The organism is Aureimonas sp. OT7 (assembly GCF_014844055.1).
Lineage (GTDB): Bacteria > Pseudomonadota > Alphaproteobacteria > Rhizobiales > Rhizobiaceae > Aureimonas > Aureimonas altamirensis_A.
The window spans coordinates 1,487,805-1,509,567 of the sequence record NZ_CP062167.1 but is presented as its reverse complement, the minus strand read 5'-3'; the positions used below and the strand labels follow the sequence as shown (position 1 = coordinate 1,509,567).

Genomic DNA, 21,763 nt, shown 5'->3' with positions numbered 1-21,763 from the left:
ACGAGTTCCAACGAGGGAGAGAAAGTCATGACAGATCAATCGCAGACCGTCACGGGCAAGGAGCGCTACAAGTCCGGCGTCATGGAATACAAGCGCATGGGCTACTGGGAGCCGCATTACGAGCCGAAGGATACGGACCTCGTCGCCTGCTTCCGCATCACCCCGCAGGATGGCGTCGATCCGATCGAGGCCGCTGCCGCCGTGGCCGGCGAATCCTCCACCGCGACATGGACCGTCGTCTGGACGGACCGCCTGACGGCGGCCGAAAAATACCGCGCAAAGGCCTACAGGGTCGATCCGGTGCCGAATGCGGAAGGCAGCTACTTCGCCTACATCGCCTACGACCTCGACCTGTTCGAGTCCGGGTCCATCGCCAACCTGACAGCGTCGATCATCGGCAACGTCTTCGGCTTCAAGCCGCTGAAGGCGCTGCGGCTGGAAGACATGCGCCTGCCGACGGCCTACGTGAAGACCTTCCAGGGGCCCGCCACGGGCATCGTGGTGGAGCGCGAGCGGCTGGACAAGTTCGGCCGGCCCCTGCTGGGGGCAACCGTCAAGCCCAAGCTCGGCCTGTCGGGCCGCAATTACGGGCGCGTCGTCTACGAGGCGCTGAAGGGCGGGCTCGATTTCACCAAGGACGACGAGAACATCAACTCCCAGCCCTTCATGCACTGGCGGGAACGCTTCCTCTACTGCATGGAGGCGGTCAACAAGGCGCAGGCCGCGACGGGCGAGATCAAGGGCACCTATCTCAACGTCACCGCCGCGACGATGGAAGACATGTACGAGCGGGCCGAATTCGCACGCGACCTCGGCTCGGCCATCATCATGATCGACCTCGTCATCGGCTGGACGGCCATCCAGTCGATGGCCAAATGGGCCCGCCGCAACAACATGATCCTGCACCTGCACCGCGCGGGGCACTCCACCTACACGCGGCAGAAGGCGCACGGCGTGTCCTTCCGCGTCATTGCCAAATGGGCGCGGCTGGCGGGGGTGGACCATATCCATGCCGGCACCGTGGTCGGCAAGCTCGAGGGCGATCCGGCAACGACGCGCGGATACTACGATATCTGCCGCGACGAGTTCACGCCGCACAACCTTGCCAACGGCGTCTTCTTCGACCAGCCCTGGGCATCGTTGAACAAGATGATGCCCGTCGCCTCGGGCGGCATTCACGCAGGCCAGATGCACCAGCTTCTGGATCTCCTGGGCGAGGATGTCGTGCTGCAGTTCGGCGGCGGCACGATCGGCCATCCTATGGGCATCGCGGCGGGGGCCACGGCCAATCGCGTGGCGCTGGAGGCGATGATCCTGGCGCGCAACGAGGGCCGCGACATCGTCAACGAGGGGCCGGACATCCTGGAGGCCGCCGCGCGCGACTGCACGCCGCTGAAACAGGCACTCGATACGTGGAAGAACGTCACCTTCAACTACGCGTCCACCGATGCCCCCGACTACCAGACCAGCGTCTCCGTGGCCGCCTGACGGCCACGGACGATCCCAACCCGACCAGAAGGAGATACGATCATGAAGGTGACCCAGGGGACATTCTCGTTCCTGCCCGACCTGACGGACGCGCAGATCGCCGCGCAGGTGCAATACTGCCTCGACAACGGATGGGCGGTGAACATCGAGTTCACCGACGACCCGCATCCCCGCAACACCTATTGGGACATGTGGGGCCATCCGATGTTCGATATCGCCGACGCCGCCGGTGTGATGATGGAACTGAACGCATGCCGCAAGGTGAACGGCCATCTCTACATCCGCCTGTCGGCCTTCGATTCGAGCCATGGCTGGGAGTCGGTGAAGCTGTCCTTCATCGTCAACCGCCCCGCAGCGGAGCCGGGCTTCCGCCTGCGGCGGCAGGAGGCGGAGGGCCGTAACATCCGCTACACGACCGAGCCCTACTCGGGCGACCGGCCTGAAGGCGAGCGTTACGCATGACGGCCGCCGCCATGGAACGCGACCCGGCTACGGCGGAGGCCGTGAATCTGCGGCGCGACTTCGTCGAATCCGGCGTCGCGGAGGTGCTGGACGCTCTCGACCGATCGCTCATTGGGCTGGCCCCGGTCAAGCAGCGTATCCGGGAGACGGCCGCCCTGCTTCTGGTGGAGCGGGCCCGCCGGCGCCTGGGGCTGGCCTTCGAGACGCCGACCCTTCACATGAGCTTCACCGGCAATCCCGGCACGGGCAAGACCACCGTCGCCCTCCGCATGGCGGACCTGCTCCACCGGTTGGGATACGTGCGCAAGGGGCACCTCGTCTCCGTCACACGGGACGATCTCGTCGGCCAGTATATCGGCCACACCGCGCCCAAGACGAAGGAGATCCTGAAGAAGGCGATGGGCGGAGTCCTCTTCATCGACGAGGCCTACTATCTGTACCGGCCGGAAAACGAGCGCGACTACGGCCAGGAGGCGATCGAGATCCTGTTGCAGGTGATGGAGAACCAGCGCGACGACCTCGTCGTGATCCTGGCCGGATATGGAGACCGCATGGAGCGCTTCTTCGAAAGCAATCCGGGCTTTCGCTCCCGTATCGCACATCATATCGACTTTCCCGACTATGGGGGCGATGAGCTGCTGTCCATTGCGCTGGGCATGCTGGAACGGCAGGGCTATCGCTTTGCGCCGGAGGCGCAGGCGGTGATGGCGCGCTATATCGACATGCGCCGGCGACAGCCGCATTTCGCCAATGCACGCTCCATCCGCAACGCGCTGGACCGGGCGCGCCTGCGGCAGGCCAACCGCCTGTTCGAAAGCGGCGACGGGGCGTTGACAGCGGACGATCTATCGCGGATCGAAGCTTGCGACATCGCCGCCAGCCGCGTACTGGCCGGCGCAGCGCCGCAAATACGGAAGGACACGGAATGACGCTCATCATCGCACCCTCGATCCTTTCCGCGGATTTCTCGCGCCTCGGCGAAGAGATCATCGCCGTGGACAAGGCCGGCGCCGACTGGATCCATCTCGATGTCATGGACGGGCACTTCGTACCCAACATCACCTTCGGGCCGCCGGTCGTGAAGGCGGTGCGGCACACGACGGACAAGATCTTCGACTGCCACCTGATGATCGAGCCCTGCGACCCGTATCTGGAAGCCTTCGCCAAGGCCGGCGCGGACTACATCACCGTCCATGCCGAGGCAACCAAGCATCTGGACCGTTCTCTTCAGGCGATCCGCGATCTCGGCAAGAAGGCCGGCGTATCGCTGAACCCGGGCACCCCGGAACAGGCAATCGAATACGTGCTGGACAGGGTGGACCTGATCCTCCTGATGACCGTCAATCCCGGCTTCGGCGGCCAGGCCTTCATTCCGGCCGTGGTGGACAAGGTCCGCCGCGTGAAGCGGATGATCGGCGACAGGCCGATCCACATCGAGATTGACGGCGGCGTCGCGCCCGATACCGCGCCCCTCGTCGTCGAAGCGGGGGCGAACGTGCTGGTTGCCGGCTCCGCCATCTTCAAGGGCGGCACGCCCGAGCATTACGCCCGCAACATGCAGGCGATCCGGGATAGCGTCGAGGCTGCCCGCAAGGCGGCCTGACCCATCAAAGGCCAAGCATCGTCAGGATCTGGCGCGGATCGAGGGGCCCTTCGACGATGATCTCCGCACCGGTGAAATCGTCCGCCGCCGTATAGAGGGCCGGCGTCACCACGCAGCGCAGGCCGGCCGCCTTCGCCGCCCGGAGTCCGTTGGCGGAATCCTCGATGGCGAGGCATTCGGCGGGCGGCATGCCCAGCATCCGGAGCGCAAGCTGGTAGATGTCGGGTGCGGGCTTCTTGGCCGGCACCATGTCGCCGCAGGCGATGACATCGAAGCCATGATCCGGCCCGAGCGTATGGGCGAGCAGGCTGTCGACATTGTCACGGCTGGTGGTCGTGGCGATGGCCAGGCCAACGCCGCGCGCCCGCGCCTCGGCGATCAGCGCGGCGATGCCGGGTCGCAGGGCCAGCCGGCCGCCATCCACCGCATCGACGTAATGGCCCGTCTTTGCGGCATGCAGCCGGGCCGCGTCGGGCACGGCCATCCCGCCCTGCCCTTGCGCATACGCAATAATGCGTTCCTTGCCGCCGGTGACCCTCAGGAGGTCGCGGTACAGGGTCTCGTCCCATTGCCAGCCGATGCCATGATCGGCGAAGGCCCGGTTGAACGCCTGCCGATGCAGTTCCTCCGTCTCGGCCAAGGTTCCATCGACATCGAAGATCAGCGCGGGCATGCGGCCTCCGCCTCTATTGCATCAGGCAAGGCCCAGGAACGCGGCCGTCTCGGGATCGACCGGGATGCCGTTGGCGGCGCGCTCGATCTCGACCTTCCATTCACGCTCGCCCGGCGCCATCACGCCGCCCTCCCGCGCGCGGCTGCCGCGCAGCGCGCCGAGATAGGCCTTGATCTGCTCGCCGTAACTGGAGCCGCCGCCGAAGAAGGACGGGTGGATGGCGATGAGGAAGTGGCCGATATTGCGCGGTGTGGAAACATCCTCGCCCACCATGTCGATGACGAACGGATCGGGCGTCGCGCCGGCGACCACGGACGACATGATCGAGATGAAGCCGGCCAGCGCCGCCCCCTTGAAGCCGAAATCGGCGCCGCCCAGCGGCATCAGCATTTCGGCTTCCCTGGCGTCGCGCGTCGGCGTGCCGGCCAGATCGGCAGCCACGCCTTCCGGCAACTGGATGCCGAGCACCCTATACAGCAGCACGCGGTTCATCGGCACCGACGAGGTGGCCATGTCCAGCAGCCAGGGCTTTTCGCCCGGCACGGGGATGCCGATGGCCAGCGGGTTTGTCCCGTGGAACCGCTCCGCGCCATTGAACAACGCCACTATGGAATCGCTGTTGGCGACGCAGATGGTGATGCAGCCCCGCTCCTGGCCGGCCATGGCATAGGCCCCGGCCGCCCCGAAATGGGACGAGCGATGAACGCCCACCGCGGCGATGCCCATGCGCGCGGCGGCATCGGTGGCGACATCCACCGCCTTGTACATGGCCGGATGGCCGAGGCCGTGGTCGGCATCCAGCGCGAAGGAGACCGGTGAATTTTCCTTCACCGCCATGTCGGGACGGCCATTGACCCGCCCGCCCTTCAAGACGCGGCTGTAATGCGGTGTCAGCCGCACGCCATGGCTGTCCACCCCGAGCCTGGAGGCATGCATCATCGCACGCGTCGCGGCGGTCGCCGAGGGCTCGTCCGCCCCCGCTTCGACCAGCGCCGCATGGACGCGCGTTTCCAGAAGCTCAGCAGGTGTCAGCACTACATCGGCCATCATGTGTCTTTCTTCGGTTCGCTCGCTTATCGGTCGATCTGGCAACCGGGGTTCATCCGCCACTCCGGGTCCAGCGCGGTTTTCAGGGCCCGCAGCAGGCGATCCTGGGCCTCGGGCATGCGCTGCACGAAATCGGACTTCTTGAGACGGCCGATGCCGTGCTCGGCACTGAGGCTGCCATCATACCGGTCCAGTATGTCGTAGAGGATCGATTTGGCTCGGCTGATGACGGCCTCCGTCTCCTCCCGCGACGCACCGCGGGGCGGTATGACGTTGAAGTGGATATTGCCGTCGCCGACATGGCCATAGGCCGCGACGTCACACTGGGGCATGCTTTCGGCGATGGCGGCGCTGGCCTCTTCGATATAGTCGGCGACCCGGGACAGCGGGACAGAGAGGTCGGTACGCAGATGCGGGCCGCGCATGGCCTGCCCCTCGTTCATGCCTTCACGCACCTTCCAGAGGTTCAGCGCCTGCTGGCGCGAGGCCGCGATGACGCCGTCGAGAATCTCGCCGGCCTCCATCTCCTTCTCCAGGAACGCCTCCAGCATGGCGCGCAGATCGATCGGGCCGGTGGCCGTCAGTTCCGTCAACACATAGGCCGGATAATCGGTAGGCAGGGATTGCGGCAAGTCCGGATGCGCATCGCGCGCAAAGCTGAAGGCTTCCGGCCGCATCAGCTCGAAGGCGCTGATCAGGTCGCAGCAATCGCGACGGGCCCGGCGATAAAGGGCCATCGCCGCCTCCACGCTGGGTAGCGCCAGGAGCGCGGTTTCCACATGTTCCGGCTTGGGCAGAAGCTTGATCGCCACCCCGGTGACGACACCCAGCGTGCCTTCCGCCCCGATGAAGAGCTGCTTCAGGTCGATGCCGCGATTGTCCTTGCGCAAGCGCGACAGGCCGTTCCACACCGTGCCATCGGCCAGCACCACTTCCAGTCCCAGGATCAGCTCGCGCGTCATGCCGTAGCGCAGCACATTGATGCCGCCGGCATTGGTGGAAACGTTGCCGCCGATCTGGCACGATCCCTGCGCGCCGAGCGCCAGCGGAAAATAGCAACCCGCCGCGTCCACCGCGACCTTGATCGACTCCAGCACGCAGCCGGCGTCGACGATTGCGGAAAAGTCGTCCGGAGCGATGGAGCGGATCCGGTTCATCCGCTCGAGCGAGAGGACGACTTCCGCCTGCGGCCTGTCCGGGATGCCGCCCAGCGCCAGCCCGGTGTTGCCGCCCTGCGGCACGATGGACAAGCCCAGTTCGGCGCAAAGACGCACGGCGGCGGACACCTCGTCGGTCGAGGCCGGCCGCAGCACGGCGACAGCCCCCGTGGTCACGTCGCCGTGCCAGTCGCGACAGTAGCGCACCATGTCGGCAGGGTCCGTCAGGACCGCGCCGGCACCCAGGCGTTCGGACAGGAGCCGGGCAAGGTTCACCGCGTCCTCCATGAAGTCCCCCTTGCTTGAATCGTGCTCCTGCTTAGAACAGCGGGACCGCGAGCGAAAGGCCGCATTGCCTATCCATGGTAGAGATGCGCCTCGATGGACGCCGGCTTCATCTCGATCGAGAAGCCCGGCGCCCGCGGCGGCATGTAACGCCCGTCGCGCACGTCGCACGGATACACGAAATGCTCGTGCAGATGGTCGACATACTCGGCGACGCGCCCTTCCATCGTGCCGGAAATGACCAGGTAGTCGATCATCGACAGATGCTGCACGTATTCGCACAGGCCGACGCCGCCGGCATGCGGGCACACCGGCTTGCCGAACTTCGCGGCCATCAGCATGATCGCGATGTTCTCGTTCAGGCCGCCGACGCGCGCCGCGTCGATCTGCACCACGTCGATCGCGTCAGCCTGCAGGAACTGCTTGAACAGGATGCGGTTCTGACACATCTCGCCGGTCGCCACCTTGATCGGCGCAACCCCCGCGCGGATCTGCCCGTGGCCGAGGATGTCGTCGGGCGATGTCGGCTCCTCGATGAACCATGGCTTGAACTCGGCCAGCGCATTGACCCACTCGATCGCCTGGCCGACCTCCCAGACCTGGTTGGCGTCGATCATCAGCGTGCGGTCCGGGCCGATCTCCTCGCGCACGATGCGGCAGCGGCGGATATCGTCCTCGAGGTCGCGCCCGACCTTCAGCTTGAAATGCGTCCAGCCGACTGCCATGCCCTCCCGGCACAGGCGACGCATCTTGTCGTCGCTATAGCCGAGCCAGCCGGCCGAGGTCGTGTAGGTGGGATAGCCTTTCGCGGCCAGCGTTTCGCGCCGGCCCGCCGCGCCGGCCCGCGCGGCCTCGAGGATGTTTCCGGCCTCCTCGCGCGTCAGGGCGTTGGTCAGATAGCGGAAATCCAGAAGCGACAGGATCTCCTCGACGCTCATGTCGGCCACGAGCTGCCAGACGGGCTTGCCCTCGACCTTGCCCCACAAATCCCACACCGCATTGACGACGGCACCCGTGGCGAGGTGCATGACGCCCTTGTCGGGCCCCAGCCAGCGCAACTGGCTGTCGCCGGTGACATACCGCCAGAAGGCGCCCATGTCGGCGGTCATCTCGTCCAGCGTCTTGCCGACCAGCCGGCCTGCAACCGCTTCGACGGCCTGCTTCACGATGTCGTTGCCGCGCCCGATGGTGAAGGTCAGCCCGTGGCCCTCGACGCCGGCGCGGTCGGTTTCGAGCACCACATAGGCGGCGGAGTAATCCGGATCGGGGTTCATCGCATCCGATCCATCCAACCCCTGCGATGTCGGGAAGCGGATGTCGAATGTGCGGTAGCCTGTAATTTTCAGCGACATTGGCCTGACCTCCTTAGCGCATGTCCTTGCGGCGACAGGCATCGCGGCCGCACCGCCCCTCACCTCATGGCATTATCCGATATATTGGTCAGGCCAATTCTGCAATCGTCAAAGTTCGACGAGGCCGCCATAGCCCTGGATCACCCGCGCGGCGGTAGCATGCGCACTATGCACCGCATCCTGCGGAGACTGGCCTTGAAGACGCGCGGCAAGGTAGCCCGCGCCGAAGGAATCGCCTGCTCCGGTGGTATCGACCGGCTTTTCCACCGCGTTGGACGGAACGACCAAGGGCTCCTGCATGCCGGCGACGAGCAGCAGCGCGTCGCCGGCGCCATCCTTCACCACCACTTCCTCGCAGCCGATCTCGCGGTATCGTGCGGCCGTGGCCGCGGCATTGGAATCGCCGAAGATGCGGGCTTCGTCGTCGAAGCTGGGCAGGCAGATCGACGCCACCTCGGCCCCCGCCTCGATGCCTTCCGCGCAGGCGGCGCGGCCGGCCCACAGGCGGTCCCGGATATTGGGATCGAAGGCAATGCGCTTGCCGCCGTTGCGGGCCGACTTCAGGATGGTCAGGAAGGCCGCGCGCCGTTCGGGCGGCAGGATCGCCAGCGTGATGCCGGAAAAGTAGACCATCGCCGCCTCGTCCACCGCTGCCGTCAGCCGCGCCTCGTCATCGGCGAGGGCCTTGGCGGCGGCCGTGTCGCGCCAGTAGGAGAAGCTCCGCTCGTGCCCGTCCAGGGTTATCAGGTACAGGCCCGCGACGCGGCCCGGCATCGCCCTGATATGGCGCGCCGACACGCGGGACGCTTCGATGAAGGCCATCATGGCATGGCTGAGCGGATCGTCGCCGACATTGGTGAAATAGGCCACCTCGCGCTCCTGCGGCAGAAGCCGGCGCAGATACCACGCGGTGTTGAACGTATCGCCGGCAAAGCCCTGCCGGTATGTTCCCTGCCCCGTCGGCGACAGCTCGATCATGCATTCGCCGATGGAAAGAACGGTCTCAACCTTCTGCGACATCTCGCCTCCGCATGCCTTGTTGGCAACGCTTCTAGACCAGAGGCTTTGGCCTGACCAGAGCGTCGGTCAGGCGGCCTCCTCCCGCACCGGCACATAGTTCAGGATCGGCGCCAGCCAGCGCTCGACCTCCGGCACAGGCATTCCCTTGCGGCTGGCGTAATCCTCCACCTGGTCGCGCTCCACCTTGGCAACGCCGAAATAGTAGCTTTCGGGATGCCCGATATACAGGCCCGACACGGACGAACCCGGCCACATCGCGAAGCTCTCCGTCAGGCGCACGCCGGTTGCCGCTTCCGCATCCAGAAGGCGGAACAGCGTTTCCTTTTCGGTGTGGTCGGGCTGGGCGGGATAGCCAGGGGCCGGCCGGATTCCGGCATAGGCTTCGTCGATCAACTGGTCGTTGCTGAAGCTCTCGTCCGGCGCGTATCCCCAGAGCTCGCGCCGCACATGCTGGTGCAGCCGCTCTGCGAAAGCCTCCGCAAACCGGTCCGCCAGCGCCTTGACCATGATGGACTGGTAATCGTCATGGTTGGCGGCGAAGCGGGCGGATATCTCCTCCTCTTCGGCACCGGCCGTGACCACGAAGCCGCCGACGAAATCTCCGACGCCCGTATCCAGCGGCGCGACGAAATCCGACAGGGCGACGTTGGGCCGTCCGTCCCGCTTGGACAATTGCTGGCGCAGGGTAAAGAAGGTTGCGAGCTCTTCCGAGCGCGTTTCGTCGGTGAAGAGCCGGATGTCGTCCCCCACCGCGTTGGCCGGCCAGAAGCCGACGACGGCGCGGGGACGGAACCATTTTTCGGCGACGATGCGCTCCAGCATGGCCTGCGCGTCGGCATAGAGCGAGCGCGCGACCTCCCCCTGCTTCGGATCGTCCAGGAGTTTCGGGAAACGGCCTTTCAACTCCCAGGTCTGGAAGAAGGGCGTCCAGTCGATCGCCGAGGCCAGATCGGCCAGATCCCAATCGTCGAAGATCCGTGTGCCAAGAAAGGACGGCGTCACGGGGCGCCAGGCCGACCAGTCCGCCTTGTGGGCATTGGCACGCGCCGCCGCCAGCGGCAGGCGCCGCTTCTCGGCTTCCGAGCGGGCGTGCGCCTCGGCGACCTTGCGATACTCCGCCCGCACGGTATCCATATACTGCGTGCGCGCCGAGGGCGACAGAAGGTTGGACACCACCCCCACGGCACGGCTGGCATCCGTGACGTAGACCGTCTGGCCGCGCGCATAGCGCGGGTCGATCTTCACCGCCGTGTGCACGCGGCTCGTCGTCGCGCCGCCGATCAGCAGCGGAATGTCGAAGCCCTCGCGCTCCATTTCCGCCGCCACATGGACCATCTCGTCCAGCGACGGGGTGATCAGTCCCGACAGCCCGATGATATCCACCTTCTCGGCGCGGGCCGTTTCCAGGATCTTGTTGCTGGGCACCATCACGCCGAGGTCGATGACCTCGTAATTGTTGCAGGCCAGGACCACGCCGACGATGTTCTTGCCGATGTCGTGGACATCGCCCTTCACCGTCGCCATCAGGATGCGGCCGGCCGACTGCCGGCCACCGCCCTCGCCGGCCTTCTCCTCTTCCATGAAGGGCAGCAGATAGGCCACGGCCTGCTTCATGACGCGGGCCGATTTCACCACCTGCGGCAGGAACATCTTGCCGGCGCCGAACAGGTCGCCCACGACGTTCATGCCGGCCATCAGCGGCCCCTCGATCACGTGCAGCGGACGCTCGGCCTTCAACCGTGCCTCCTCGGTATCGGCCTCGATGAACTCGGTGATGCCATTGACGAGCGCATGCGACAGCCGTGCTTCCACCGGCTGCTCGCGCCAGGACATATCGCGCGCCTTGGCCTCTCGCCCCGGCCCGCCCTTGAACCGTTCCGCGACCTCGAGCAACCGCTCGGTCGAGTCCGCGCGGCGGTTCATGATCACGTCCTCGCACGCCTCGCGCAGTTCGGGGTCGATGCTCTCGTAGACGGCCAGCTGCCCGGCATTGACGATCCCCATGTCCATGCCTGCCGCGATGGCATGGTACAGGAAAACGGCGTGCATCGCCTCGCGTACCGGCTCGTTGCCGCGGAACGAGAAGGACAGGTTGGAGACACCGCCCGATATATGGGCGTATGGCAGTTGCTGGCGGATCGAGCGTGTCGCCTCGATGAAGGCGACACCGTAGCCGTCATGTTCCTCGATGCCGGTGGCGACCGCGAACACGTTGGGATCGAAGACGATGTCCTCGGGCGGGAAGCCCGCCTCCTCCGTCAGCAGCCTGTAGGCGCGGGAACATATCTCGACCTTGCGCTCATAGGTGTCGGCCTGCCCCTGTTCGTCGAAGGCCATCACCACCACGGCGGCGCCGTAGGCACGCACCTTGCGGGCCTGCTCCAGGAACGCCGCCTCCCCCTCCTTCATGGAGATGGAGTTGACCAGCGGCTTGCCCTGCACGCATTTCAGCCCGGCCTCGATGATCGAGAACTTGGACGAATCGATCATCACCGGCACGCGGGCGATATCGGGCTCCGACGCGATGAGGTTGAGGTATTCCACCATCGCCCGCTCGGAATCGATCAGGCCCTCGTCCATGTTGATGTCGATGACCTGGGCACCGTTGGCCACCTGGTCGCGCGCGACGTCCAGCGCCGCGGCGAAATCGCCCGCGGTGATGAGCTTGCGAAAGCGCGCCGAGCCGGTGACGTTGGTGCGCTCGCCGATGTTCACGAAGGGGATGTCGCCGGTCAGCGTGAATGGCTCCAGCCCCGACAGCCGCAGCAGCGGCTCCGCCGGCTCGAAGCCGCGCGGCGCAAGGCCGGCGACGGCATCGGCGATGGCGCGGATATGCTCCGGCGTCGAGCCGCAGCAGCCGCCCACGACATTGACCAGCCCTTCCTCGGCAAAGCCCCGCACCTGCGCCGCCATCATCTCCGGGGTTTCGTCGTACTGGCCGAACTCGTTCGGCAGGCCGGCATTGGGATAGGCGCAGACGAAGGTGTCGGCAACGCCGGACAGCTCCGCCAGATGCGGACGCATCGCATCTGCCCCGAGCGCGCAGTTGAGCCCGATGGTGAAGGGCCGCGCATGGCGCACCGAGTACCAGAAGGCGGTCGGCGTCTGGCCGGAAAGCGTGCGCCCGGACAAATCAGTGATCGTGCCGGAGATCATCACCGGCAGCCGCTCGCCGGTCTCGGCGAACACCTCTTCGGCGGCGAAGATGGCGGCCTTGGCGTTGAGCGTATCGAAGATCGTCTCGATCAGGATGATGTCCGCGCCGCCGTCGACGAGCCCCCGGATCTGCTCCGAATAGGCGGTGCGCAGCCCATCGAAGGAGATCGCCCGGAAGCCCGGATTGTTTACGTCCGGCGAAATCGAGGCCGTGCGGTTGGTGGGCCCGACGGCGCCGGCCACGAAACGCGGCCGCCCGTCGGCCGCCTCGGCCCTGTCGGCGGCCCGTCGCGCAACGGCTGCGCCTTCGACATTCAACTCGTATGCAACCGATTCCATGCCGTAGTCGGCCTGGGCGATGGTGGTGGCCGAGAAGGTGTTGGTTTCGAGGATGTCCGCCCCCGCCATCGCGTAGGCGAAATGAATATCCTCGATGGCCTTCGGCTGCGTCAGGATCAAAAGATCGTTGTTGCCCGCCAGATGGCATTCGCACCCGACGAACCGGTTTCCGCGGAAATGCTCCTCGCCAAGACCCAGGCCCTGGATCTGCGTGCCCATCGCCCCGTCGAGGATAAGGATCCGCTGCTTCGCGGCGTCGTACAGCGCGGCGATGCGCTCGGCCCGGCTGCGGGTCTTTCCCGCGCCGAAGATCGTGTCGGTCGTGGCGCTCATGTCCGGCTCCTCGTCGTTTGGAGCATCATATAAACCGATCCTTATATGATTTGAAGTCGCCGTCGTCGAACAGCGATAATCCCTGTTTACAACAGGCCGGAAAACAATAATCTGCAAAGTATAACGTTTATCTGGAGTTTGTTTCCATGGTTACTGCTGCTGGGATGAAGTCGGGTTTCGTCATTGTGGACGCCAATGGTCGCCTTCCCGTCGCCCCGGGCGAGACGATTCGCACCAAGCCCTCGGCTGGGCGCCTGAAGATCGCGCGGGTCGGCAAGGGCGGCAAGGCCATTCCCGTGGAAGACGTGGTGGCCATTGCCTCGCCGAAGGACGGCGGAGACCTCGTGCTTCTGCTCGACGGCAGGACGCGCGTCGTCCTGGACGACTTCATGAAGCTGTGCCGCAAGGGCACTTGCGACATCGAGCTGCCGGACGGCAAGGGCGGGGTCGTCGTGATCGACGGCGCATCCCATGCCATCGCAACGGGTGGCGACGGCTCGCTGCTGCTCCACATGGTGGGCGACCAGGCCACGCTGTCCGGCCTGACCGACAGCTTCGCCCATTACTACGACGTCCTCTCGCAGCAGCCGCATGCAGTGCCGGAAGCGGCGGCCGCGTCATCCCCGCTCGGCGGGATCAATCCCCTTGTCGCCGTCGCCGGACTGGCGGCGGTGGGCGGTGTCGCGCTGGCCGCCGGCGCCGGCGGCGGCGGCTCGGCCCATCAGGCGTCGCCCACGCCCGAGCCCACGCCCACACCGGTGCCCACGCCCGAGCCCACGCCGGTGCCTACCCCCACGGCCGACAGCGTCATCCACATCTCCGCCGCCGCGGGCCCCATCAGTGCCGCCCTGTCCTATCAGGTCATCGGCGCCGACGGCACCATCCTCGCGTCCGGCACCACCAACGCCGAGGGCAAGGCCGACGTCCTCGTCAGCGCAGACTACACGGGCCCCATCCTCATCCGCATCATGGACGCCAACGGTACGGCGGCAGACTACAGCGACGAGGCCAGCGGCAGCGCGCTCTCCCTGGCCACCGACCTGCGCGCACTCGCCATCAAGTCCGGGGGCGACCTCTCCGTCAGCGTGACGCCCCTCACCGAACTCATCGCCCGCAAGCTCCTCGAACACCAGGCCGGCGCCACCCTGCCCGACGCGGCCACCATAACAGAGGGAACCCAGGCGATATCCCAGGCCCTCGGCGTCGACATGTCGCAGGGCGTCGTCACCGTACTCGACCCCGCCTTCAATGAGGCCGACGGCATCAGCCCCGCCGAGGCCTATGGCATCTTCCTGGCCAAGCTGTCCGGCCTCGACATGAAGACGGGCGGCATCGGCGCAACGCTCGACACGCTTGCAGCCAACCTCACGCTCCAGGGCAGCGTGGCCATGCTCGCGCCGGGCGGCGCCGCCCTTCTCCAGCAGGGCGCTGCGATATTCGAATCCGGCCCCAACAAAGGCGAGGCCATCCTCATCCCGCAGGATGAACCGCTCGTCGAACTGCCCAGCGACCCCCTTCTTCTCATGACCGTCGGGGGACGGGACATCACCGAACTGCTGCACGCGGGCGTCTTCACCCTCGCGACAGGTACCGCCGTCGGACCTGAGTTCCTCGCCCACATAACCCTGCCGGAAAACGCCATCGAGGGAGCCACCATCGCCGTCAAGGCCGGCGACACCGTCATTGGCGAGTGGACGGTCGGCCTCATGGATGTCGTCAACGGCTACGCCGACATTCTGCTCAATACCCAATTCCTCTCCGCCCCTGTCGAGGGACAGCTCACCATTACAGCCGAGATCACCGGCATGGCCAATGCCCGGACGGCCAGCGCAAGCCTGTCCATCGATACGCTGGCGCCCCCGGCGCCCACCCTTGCGCGGGACGGCAGCATCGTCACCGTCTCCAATCTCCAGACCGGAACGACCTGGTCCTACTCGCTCGACGGCGGCACCTCCTGGACGGAAGGGACCGGCACGAGCTTCACCCTGGCGCCCGGCTCCTATGCCAACGGCGCGATCCGCGCACGCCAGACAGACCAGAACGGAAACGCCAGCACAGCACCGTCGCTCGCCGCCGCCGAAATCCTCGATACCCCTCCTTCCGTCACCATCGCCAGCGACAGCCATGCGTTGATCGACGGACAGTCCGCCGTGCTGACCTTCACCTTCTCGACCGTTCCCGTCGGCTTCTCCCAGTCCGATATCGTGGTGCAGCATGCCACGATCGGCAGCTTCACCCAGACAAGCGATCCCAAGGTCTATACCGCGATCCTGACGCCGGAGGCCGGGTACGAGGGTGCCACGACCGTCGCAATCCTCGCCGATAGCTGGCAGAGCGGATCGGGCACTGGCGGCACCGAGGCGCATAGCCAGCCTATCGCCATCGATACGCTCATACCTGCGTCTCCCACCATGACGCTGGAGCCGACCAACGGCACCGTCAACGTCTCCGGTCTCGATAACGGAACAACCTGGTTCTATTCGATCGACGGGGGCACCTCGTGGACGCAGGGCCAGGGAACGAGCTTTACCCTGGCGCCCGGCCTCTATGAAGACGAGGCGGTTCGCGTACGCCAGGTCGATCAGAACGGAAACTCCAGCACACCGACATTCCTTCCCACGACCGAAATCCTCGATACGCCTCCCTCTGTCACCATCACCAGCGACCGTACTTCGCTGTCCGGCGAGCAGTCGGCCGTGCTGACCTTCACCTTCTCGACCGTTCCCATCGGCTTCTCCCAATCCGATATCGTCGCGACGCATGGCTCCATCAGCAGTTTCGAGCAGACCGACAATGCACGCGTCTATACCGCGGTCTTCACGCCGGACGCCGGGTACGAGGGTACGACAACGGCCGAGATTCCCGCCGGTAGCTGGCAGAGCGGATCGGGCGCGGGAGGCGCTGCGGCGCAAAGCCAGCCAATCGCCATCGACACGGTCATTCCCGCGGCTCCCATCATGACGCTGGCCGCAGATACCGGCGCCGACCCCACCGACAACGTCACCTCCAATGGGGAAATCCATGTCGAGACCGGCGAACAGGACGGGCTGGTACAGTACAGCCTGGATGGCGGCCTGCACTGGCTCGACGCCGTCTCCGGCGTCTTCACCGTGCCCGAGGGCGTCTACGAAGCCTATGCGGTGCGCGCCCGCGTCATCAGCGGCGGGAATATCAGCCTAGAGGCCACCATGCCGGCGTTGACCGTCGATACGGACACGCCGGGCGTTACCATCACCAGCGACAAGCAGTACCTTCTAGCCGGTGAAAGCGCGATGCTGACCCTGGCCTTCGACGATTTCATCATCGACATGGAGGACGCCAGGCTCTCGGCAACAGGTGGGACGCTGTCCAACCTGATGATGACGCCGTACGCCAACACCTATTCGGTCATCTACACACCGACGGCCGCCACGTTGGAGGTGGCCGGCATGGTAACCTTGTCCGGCTACCACGACCTTGCCGGCAATGCCGGCGCCTCCGCCTCGCAATCGTTCACTTTCGATGCCCACCGGCCAGCGATCACGTCGGTGCAGTTCACCGCCAAATCAGACACATCCCATGCAGTGCTGAATGCCGGCGATTCCGTCACGATCACGATGACGTTCGACGAGGACATACTGGTCGATACCACCGGTGGATCCCCGTACCTGACACTCTTTATGGGCAGCGGGACACGTTCCGCGCCCTACCTGTCCCAGGTCGATGCCCGGACGCTGACTTTCCAATACGTTATCCAGACCGGTGATGACGATTCGGACGGGATGGGACTCGACGGCTACGGCGGAATGTCGGCTTTCGGCGCGATCATCCGGGACGCGGCCGGCAACCGCGTGATCGGCGATTATCAGTCGACGGACAACGACATCAATTACCGGGTGGATACGACGGCGCCCACGCTCGTCAGCTCGACACCTGCGCGCGGCGCGACGGTCGGACGCCATAGCGAACTCGTCTTCACCTTTTCCGAAGAGGTGACACCCGGAACGGGCACGATCACACTGAACAGTTCAGGGTCCGGCCCCCTCACCATCTCGATCGACGATCCCCAGGTGACGTTCAACGGATCGTCCGTCGTGGTAAACCTCACCACACCTTTAACTGAAAGTTCGATGTACGTCGTAACGATCAGTTCCGGCGCCATTCTCGACCCTGCCGGAAATGCCTATGCCGGGTTGGAGGCCACGGACCTTGCCTTCAACGTCCAGGCCAGTGGATTTTCGGTGGGCACCATGGTTGCCGAATCACGCGGGTATCTCCTGACAACCAGCCCCACTTTCGCCGACGCGCAATTCGGGGCCGCGGTCGCCGGTATCGGCGACTTCGACGGCGACGGAATCGACGACTTCATCATCGGAGCCCCGTCGTCTGGCTCCCAAACTCTTTCCGGCTCGGCGGTCATCCTCCTCGGCAATTCGATCCGCGAGTCATCGACGATCGCCCAGGACGGAGGAAAAATCATCATCGGCGGCGCGTCTGCCGGCGCGCAATTTGGATACAGCGTCGCCGCTGCTGGTGACGTCAATGGAGACGGCTACGACGATCTTGTCATCGGCTCGCCCGGCGCAGGCGGCCAGGCCGGCGCCTATGTCCTGTTCGGATCTTCGGATGGTCCGTTCGCCGCGACGACGAGTGTGGAGTACGAGGGCACCAGCGACCCCGACACCTTCAACAGCGACGGGGTCGGCACCACGATGATGGGACGTGGTGGGAACGACGTCTTGTATATGACCGGCCCGGACTCGGTAGGATATGGCGGAGCGGGCGACGACACGTTCATCGTGCATCCGAGCTTCCTCGGTTCGCTTGCCAGTCCTGACCCGAATGCGCCGCGCTCAAGCCGCATCGACGGAGGTTCCGGCATCGATACGCTGAAGATCGCTCTCTTTTCCGGCAACGTCACGATCGATCTGCGGGACCTGACGTCGGGCAGTGCCACCGTGGACGGCGACGGCCGGATGGAAAGCATCGAGATCGTGGACCTTCTTGCCGCAGAAGGTCAGAATTCGCTGTGGGTTACCGAGGAAAGCATCATCGCGATGTCCAGCGCGAGTGCTTTCGTGGATGACGGTCGGGTGCACCTACTCGTCAAGGGCGGTCTGGCCGATACGGTGAATGTACAATTCCTGTCGGATCGGCCCGGCTTCATGATCGACGGTTCGATCGAGTACGAGGGCGAGACATATATGACCGTCAGAACGGATGCCGTGGACCTATTCGTCCAGCAGGCGGTGGGTATCATAGTTCTATAAGCGTCACGCCGGCGATTGGTCTCTTCTGCGCCGCGGCCCCCAAAGGGCCGCGGCCATCAGGAACAGGCCGCCCACAGTCGCGATCATGCCGGCAGCGGAAACGCTGGCACCCCAACCGAGTGCAAGCGGCGCTTCGGCGGCCAGCAGGTAGCCGCAAACGGCCGCCAGCACGGCAAGGACGATGCTCCAGACCATCTGGCCGGCCATCGTATCGGTTATCAGCCGCGCTGCCGCCGGCGGGCAGATGAACATGGCGATCACGATGATGGAGCCCACGGCGTCGAAGGCCGTCACGGCGACGGCGGCCGTCACCGCCACAAGCAGGACGGCCGTCAGCCGGGGCCACGCGCCGACGACCCTCGCATAGGCGGGATCGAAGGTGGACACGACGAGACTGCGCCAGAAGACGAAAATGAACAGCACCGTCATCGCCAGCATCGCAACGAGACGCGGCAATTGCGGCGGCATATCCGCGAGTGCCGCGAGATCCAGAAGCGCCCCCGGCCCGGTGCCGGAAAACCAGATCAGGCTTTCCAGGCTTCCATAGAGTGCGTGCTCCACATCCAGATGCACGCCGCTGGTGTCCGATTGTTCGATTAGAAGAACCCCGGCCGCGAACATGGCCGTAAAGACGGTGCCCATGGCGGCGCCCGGCTCCACCGCACCGGCCCGGCGCACGAACTCGATCAGCATGACCGACAGCAGCGCCGCCGCGGCCGCACCCAGCAGCATCGGCCAGGCATTCATGGTGCCCGACACGAGGAACCCGACGACGATGCCCGGCAGCACGACATGGCTGATCGCATCGCCCACCAGGGCCTGACGCCGCAGCACGAGAAAATTGCCGACCAGCGCGCAGCACGAAGCCGACAGGACCGCCACGAGAAGCGGCACGAACGTCAGAAAGAAGAAATCGGCCATCATGCGAGCCTCCGGCGGGCCCGGAAGCTTGACATGACGCCTGCAGCAAGCCCCCTGCGCGGCGAAAGGACGAGCGAGGCGACGAACAGCGCGAAGGCGGTCAACACGATCACGGCGCCCGTCGGCAGCGAAGGGCCGGAGGCCGACAGTGCCGCCCCCACATGGGCGCTGACTGCCCCGAACACGGCCGCGAGCGCCGCGAGGCGCCCGGCACGATCGGTCCAGAACCGTGCCGTCGCGGCGGGAATGATGGTCAGCGCGACGATCAGAACCAGGCCGGCGACACGCAAGCCGATCACGGTGACGGTCAGGAGAAGCAGCAGCAGCATGAGATCGACCCGGCGCACCGATACGCCCGTTGTCGCCGCGTAGACCGGATCGAAGGCAACCACCGTGAAGGAGCGTCGCAGGCAGAAGGCGGCAAGCCCGGTGACCGCCGCTGCGATCGCGATCGTTTCCGCCTCGCTGCGCAGCATCGAGGCAGTCGAGCCGAGCAGAAAGCCCTCCAGCCCCGCCTGCCCGCCGGTCTGCATGGTCTGAACCACTGTCAGGAGTACGATTCCGAAGCCGAAGAAGACGGAAAGCACCGCACCTATGGCGGCGTCTTCCGGCAGGCGCGTGCGCCGGCCCAGCCATTCCACGATCCACAATCCGGCAAAGGCGCTGGCAGCGGCGCCGATCATCAGCCCCGGCAGAAAGCGGCCATTGCCGGTAGTCGCGGCCATCAGGATGAAGGCCATGACGAGGCCCGGAAGGGTGGCGTGGCTGATCGCATCGCTCATCAGGCTGCGCTTGCGCAGCATCACATAGGCACCGATGCCACCGGCGGACGCGCCGAGCAGCGCCGATCCGGCGCCGACGAGCGCGGTGTTGTAGCCGGCATCGAAAACGAGCGCGGACAGGAAGACCGGGAAATCCATGACGTCAGTACACCCCTGCCGGCGTGGCCAGCCGGCCGCCATAGGCGATATTCAGGTTCCGGGATGTGAAGGCCTCGTCCACCGGTCCGTCGGCGACCTTCGAGCCGTTCAGCAACAGGACATGGGTGAAGTAGGCAGGCACCGTCGACAGGTCGTGATGGACGCAGACGACAGTGCGGCCGCCTGCGCGCAGCCCCTTGAGCACCTCCACGATGGCGCTTTCCGTGGCGGCGTCGACGCCGGCGAAGGGTTCGTCCATGATGATCAGCTCGGCGTCCTGCGCAAGCGCCCGCGCCAGGAAGACGCGTTGCTGCTGCCCGCCCGACAATTGGCCGATCTGCCGCGCGGCGACGTCGCCGAGGCCGACACGCTCCAGGCATTCCATGGCCCGCGCCTTTTCGCGCCGTCCGGCCGGCCTCAGCAGGCCCAGGCGTCCGTAGAAGCCCATCATGACCACGCCGAAGGCCGATGTCGGGAAATCCCAGTCCACGCTGGCGCGTTGCGGTACATAGGCGATGCGGCGTCGCACATCGCCAAAGCTCTTCCCGAAGAAGCGGACGCGCCCGGACAGGCTCGGCACCAGGCCCAGCGTCGCCTTGAGGAAAGTCGACTTGCCGGCACCGTTCGGCCCGACGATGGCCAGCATCGCCCCTTCCGGCACGACCGTATCGACGTCGGACAGGACGATCTTGCCATTATAGGCTACGGAAAGCCCCTGCACGGCCAGCGGCGGGTTGGTTTGTGTCATGGTCATCGTATCCATCGTCCAACCCTCACAGCCCCGCAACGGCGAGGCGGCCATTCATGCCGCCGTCCGGGACATCGCCGCCAAGCGCATCCGTGATAACCGTGACGTTATGGTCGATCATGCCGATATAGGTGCCCTCATAGGTGCCCGGCGTGCCCATCGCATCGGAATAGAGCTCGCCGCCGATCTTCACCGCATGGCCGCGCGCGGCCGCTCCCTCGACCAGAGCGCGGACATTGCGGTCGGAGACGGAGCTTTCGACGAAGATCGCACCGATATTGCGGCTGACCAGCGTATCGACCAGGCTTTCGATCTGCCGCACGCCAGCCTCGCTGTTGGTGGAGATGCCCTGGATGCCGAGAACCTCAAAACCGTGGGCGGCGCCGAAATAGCCGAAGGCGTCATGCGCACTCACCAGCACGCGCGCGCCTTCGGGCACGCTCGACAGAACCCGGTCGGCATAATCGGCCAGCGCATCCACCTTCGCCAGATAGGCATCCGCATTGGCGGCATAGGTCGGGGCGCCGGACGGATCCATCCGGCTCAGCGCATCGGCGGCCTCGATGACCACGCCGCGCCACAGCCGGGGGTCCATCCAGACATGCGGATCGAACTGGTTGGCATAGTCGGGATTCTCGCGGAGCCGTTCATGAGGCAGGCCATCGGCCAGGGCGACGACCGGCACCCGCGACCCCAGCCGCTCGAGGAATTCACGCAGCTGCGCCTCCAGATTGAGGCCGTGATAGAAGACGGCATCGGCACGCGCCATGCGCGCGATGTCCGACGCGGTGGGCCGATAGAGATGCGGATCGACCCCGGGGCCCATCAGGGAGACCACCTCGACCCTGTCGCCCCCGACCTGCGCAACGGCATCAGCGATCATGCCCGTCGTGGCGACGATGTGCAGCGGCTCGGCAGCCCGCGCGGGGCCGCCGGCAGCCACCAGCATCGCGACAAGGCCAAGGACGGGCGCCACGCGCCTGCTCAACCAACTTCTCAAACCCTGCTTC

General features: G+C 65.7%; 15 protein-coding genes. 5 read left to right on the top strand and 10 right to left on the bottom strand.

All coding sequences use genetic code 11. The annotated features are described in order from the left end of the window. Positions 1–27 precede the first annotated feature (27 nt). From IGS74_RS07210 to rpe, 4 genes are read left to right on the top strand one after another with little or no spacing between them, the layout of a single operon-like run. Complete coding sequence (locus tag IGS74_RS07210; RefSeq protein ID WP_192390422.1) at positions 28–1,488, top strand: form I ribulose bisphosphate carboxylase large subunit; 1,461 nt, start codon at positions 28–30, stop codon at positions 1,486–1,488. A 42-nt stretch (positions 1,489–1,530) separates the two neighbouring features. Beyond that, positions 1,531–1,950, top strand: a complete 420-nt coding sequence (locus IGS74_RS07205; protein WP_192390421.1) for a ribulose bisphosphate carboxylase small subunit — start codon at positions 1,531–1,533, stop codon at positions 1,948–1,950. Continuing rightward, a complete protein-coding gene (gene cbbX / locus IGS74_RS07200) occupies positions 1,947–2,879 on the top strand; it encodes a CbbX protein (protein ID WP_192390420.1) in 933 nt (310 codons plus the stop codon). The genes IGS74_RS07205 and cbbX overlap by 4 nt, the downstream gene beginning before the upstream one ends. Next, positions 2,876–3,553, top strand: a complete 678-nt coding sequence (gene rpe, locus IGS74_RS07195) for a ribulose-phosphate 3-epimerase (RefSeq protein ID WP_192390419.1) — start codon at positions 2,876–2,878, stop codon at positions 3,551–3,553. The genes cbbX and rpe overlap by 4 nt, the downstream gene beginning before the upstream one ends. Before the next feature lie 4 nt (positions 3,554–3,557). Here the strand turns inward: rpe and IGS74_RS07190 are convergent, their stop codons facing one another. The 6 genes from IGS74_RS07190 to metH all read right to left on the bottom strand — a co-directional run bounded on the left by IGS74_RS07190 (position 3,558) and on the right by metH (position 12,915). After that, positions 3,558–4,226: an HAD-IA family hydrolase gene (locus IGS74_RS07190; RefSeq protein ID WP_192390418.1), complete on the bottom strand. Its 669-nt coding sequence runs from the start codon at positions 4,224–4,226 to the stop codon at positions 3,558–3,560. Between the two features lie 21 nt (positions 4,227–4,247). Continuing rightward, positions 4,248–5,273 (bottom strand): Ldh family oxidoreductase, encoded by a 1,026-nt coding sequence (locus IGS74_RS07185; protein ID WP_192391512.1) that lies wholly within the window; start codon positions 5,271–5,273, stop codon positions 4,248–4,250. A 26-nt stretch (positions 5,274–5,299) separates the two neighbouring features. Then, positions 5,300–6,718, bottom strand: coding sequence for an FAD-binding oxidoreductase (locus tag IGS74_RS07180; RefSeq protein ID WP_192390417.1), 1,419 nt, complete (start codon positions 6,716–6,718; stop codon positions 5,300–5,302). A 68-nt stretch (positions 6,719–6,786) separates the two neighbouring features. Then, positions 6,787–8,067, bottom strand: a complete 1,281-nt coding sequence (locus IGS74_RS07175; protein WP_192390416.1) for an L-fuconate dehydratase — start codon at positions 8,065–8,067, stop codon at positions 6,787–6,789. Between the two features lie 108 nt (positions 8,068–8,175). Continuing rightward, the gene (locus IGS74_RS07170; RefSeq protein ID WP_192390415.1) at positions 8,176–9,087 is read right to left on the bottom strand and encodes a sugar kinase; all 912 of its coding nucleotides are present in this window, start codon (positions 9,085–9,087) and stop codon (positions 8,176–8,178) included. Positions 9,088–9,153: 66 nt separating this feature from the next. Next, entirely contained in the window at positions 9,154–12,915 is a 3,762-nt protein-coding gene (metH, locus tag IGS74_RS07165; protein WP_192390414.1) for a methionine synthase, read from the bottom strand. 146 nt (positions 12,916–13,061) lie between these two features. Between metH and IGS74_RS07160 the strand changes: the two genes are divergently transcribed. After that, on the top strand, positions 13,062–18,164 hold the full coding sequence (locus tag IGS74_RS07160) for an Ig-like domain-containing protein (RefSeq protein WP_192390413.1): 5,103 nt from the start codon (positions 13,062–13,064) through the stop codon (positions 18,162–18,164). A 3-nt stretch (positions 18,165–18,167) separates the two neighbouring features. Here the strand turns inward: IGS74_RS07160 and IGS74_RS07155 are convergent, their stop codons facing one another. Genes IGS74_RS07155 through IGS74_RS07140 form a run of 4 tightly spaced genes read right to left on the bottom strand, consistent with a single transcriptional unit; the run spans position 18,168 to position 21,741 of the window. Further along, on the bottom strand, positions 18,168–19,088 hold the full coding sequence (locus IGS74_RS07155) for a metal ABC transporter permease (RefSeq protein ID WP_192390412.1): 921 nt from the start codon (positions 19,086–19,088) through the stop codon (positions 18,168–18,170). Continuing rightward, entirely contained in the window at positions 19,085–20,005 is a 921-nt protein-coding gene (locus IGS74_RS07150) for a metal ABC transporter permease (RefSeq protein ID WP_192390411.1), read from the bottom strand. The genes IGS74_RS07155 and IGS74_RS07150 overlap by 4 nt, the downstream gene beginning before the upstream one ends. A 4-nt stretch (positions 20,006–20,009) precedes the next feature. Further along, a complete protein-coding gene (locus tag IGS74_RS07145; RefSeq protein ID WP_246723049.1) occupies positions 20,010–20,759 on the bottom strand; it encodes a metal ABC transporter ATP-binding protein in 750 nt (249 codons plus the stop codon). Between the two features lie 19 nt (positions 20,760–20,778). Next, positions 20,779–21,741: a zinc ABC transporter substrate-binding protein gene (locus IGS74_RS07140; RefSeq protein ID WP_246723048.1), complete on the bottom strand. Its 963-nt coding sequence runs from the start codon at positions 21,739–21,741 to the stop codon at positions 20,779–20,781. Positions 21,742–21,763 lie beyond the last annotated feature (22 nt).

Coding starts and splice junctions, on each gene's coding strand:
- IGS74_RS07210 (WP_192390422.1), top strand. CDS start 28: ATGACAGATCAATCGCAGACCGTCACGGGCAAGGAGCGCTACAAGTCC.
- IGS74_RS07205 (WP_192390421.1), top strand. CDS start 1,531: ATGAAGGTGACCCAGGGGACATTCTCGTTCCTGCCCGACCTGACGGAC.
- cbbX (WP_192390420.1), top strand. CDS start 1,947: ATGACGGCCGCCGCCATGGAACGCGACCCGGCTACGGCGGAGGCCGTG.
- rpe (WP_192390419.1), top strand. CDS start 2,876: ATGACGCTCATCATCGCACCCTCGATCCTTTCCGCGGATTTCTCGCGC.
- IGS74_RS07190 (WP_192390418.1), bottom strand. CDS start 4,226: ATGCCCGCGCTGATCTTCGATGTCGATGGAACCTTGGCCGAGACGGAG.
- IGS74_RS07185 (WP_192391512.1), bottom strand. CDS start 5,273: ATGGCCGATGTAGTGCTGACACCTGCTGAGCTTCTGGAAACGCGCGTC.
- IGS74_RS07180 (WP_192390417.1), bottom strand. CDS start 6,718: ATGGAGGACGCGGTGAACCTTGCCCGGCTCCTGTCCGAACGCCTGGGT.
- IGS74_RS07175 (WP_192390416.1), bottom strand. CDS start 8,067: ATGTCGCTGAAAATTACAGGCTACCGCACATTCGACATCCGCTTCCCG.
- IGS74_RS07170 (WP_192390415.1), bottom strand. CDS start 9,087: ATGTCGCAGAAGGTTGAGACCGTTCTTTCCATCGGCGAATGCATGATC.
- metH (WP_192390414.1), bottom strand. CDS start 12,915: ATGAGCGCCACGACCGACACGATCTTCGGCGCGGGAAAGACCCGCAGC.
- IGS74_RS07160 (WP_192390413.1), top strand. CDS start 13,062: ATGGTTACTGCTGCTGGGATGAAGTCGGGTTTCGTCATTGTGGACGCC.
- IGS74_RS07155 (WP_192390412.1), bottom strand. CDS start 19,088: ATGATGGCCGATTTCTTCTTTCTGACGTTCGTGCCGCTTCTCGTGGCG.
- IGS74_RS07150 (WP_192390411.1), bottom strand. CDS start 20,005: ATGGATTTCCCGGTCTTCCTGTCCGCGCTCGTTTTCGATGCCGGCTAC.
- IGS74_RS07145 (WP_246723049.1), bottom strand. CDS start 20,759: ATGACCATGACACAAACCAACCCGCCGCTGGCCGTGCAGGGGCTTTCC.